The sequence below is a fragment of the Burkholderia sp. MR1-5-21 genome, assembly GCF_053427715.1.
Genome location: NZ_JBSAXD010000091.1, coordinates 1 through 1,133, shown reverse-complemented (window position 1 = coordinate 1,133; position 1,133 = coordinate 1). Strand labels below are relative to the sequence as shown.

The 1,133-nt window shown below is 62.4% G+C and carries 1 pseudogene; it reads right to left on the bottom strand.

From position 1 onward, the window contains the following. Positions 1 to 727: pseudogene (locus ACV229_RS40510) on the bottom strand (cell surface protein); the annotation flags it as partial. Positions 728 to 1,133 lie beyond the last annotated feature (406 nt).

The following is a 1,133-nucleotide window of genomic DNA, read 5'->3' as shown; positions in this document are numbered from 1 at the left end:
AGGTCGAGGTCGACAGCGATGCGACCGAACTGTTGGTCGACGAGAGGCCGGTGGACAGCGAACCAATGCCGGTCGAAGTTGACGTGGACAGTGATGCGATCGAGCTGTTCGCGGTCGAAAGCCCCGTCGAGGTCGAGGTCGACAGTGATGCAACCGAACTGTTGGTCGACGAGAGGCCGGTGGACAGCGAACCAATGCCGGTCGAGGTTGACGTGGACAGTGATGCGATCGAGCTGTTCGCCGTCGAAAGCCCCGTCGAGGTCGAGGTCGACAGTGATGCAACCGAACTGTTGGTCGACGAAAGACCGGTGGACAGCGAACCAATGCCGGTCGAGGTTGACGTGGACAGTGATGCGATCGAGCTGTTCGCCGTCGAGATTCCCGTCGAGGTCGAGGTCGACAGCGATGCAACCGAGCTGTTGGTCGACGAGAGGCCGGTCGACAGCGAACCGATGCCGGTCGACGTCGACGTGGACAGGGAAACAATCGAGCTATTGGTCGACGAGAGACCCGTCGACGTGGAAGTCGACAGCGACGCGATCGCGCTGCTGGTCGAGCCCAGACTGGTCGACAAAGAACTGATGCCGGTCGACGTCGACGTCGACAGCGAGTCGATAGCGAGATTGGTCGCATAGAGTTGCGAGCCGTTGATCGCGTCCGTACTCGATGACGAAATGCGGCCGGCGGCGACATTCTGAATCTGCCGTTCCGCGCCGGGCGCGCCCACGCTCACGCCACTCGTCGGATTCGCGCCCGCGAAGCTATAGCTCGTGCCACCGATCGTCGCACCGGATGTCGGGGTCACCGCGCCAGTCGTCGAATTGGCGCCAAGCGCGACATCGCCTGCATGGTTCGCGACGGCATTCGTGCCGATCGCCACACTGTCGGCACCGATCGCCTGGCTGTCAGGGCCGGTCGAATTGGCGTGGAAATACTTGACGCCAGCAGTTGTGCCGCCACCGCTGATTGCGTTCAGCGCGTTCTGGACGGAGTTGTACGTATTGCCCGCATAGCTGAGGCTCGTCGTCACGGCGCCGGTCGCACTGTTGTAGGTGCTGCCGCCACCGAGGCCCGATGCGATGCTATTACCGAGCGTATTGACGCCGGAGGCCACCGAGAACAACTGCGATCCA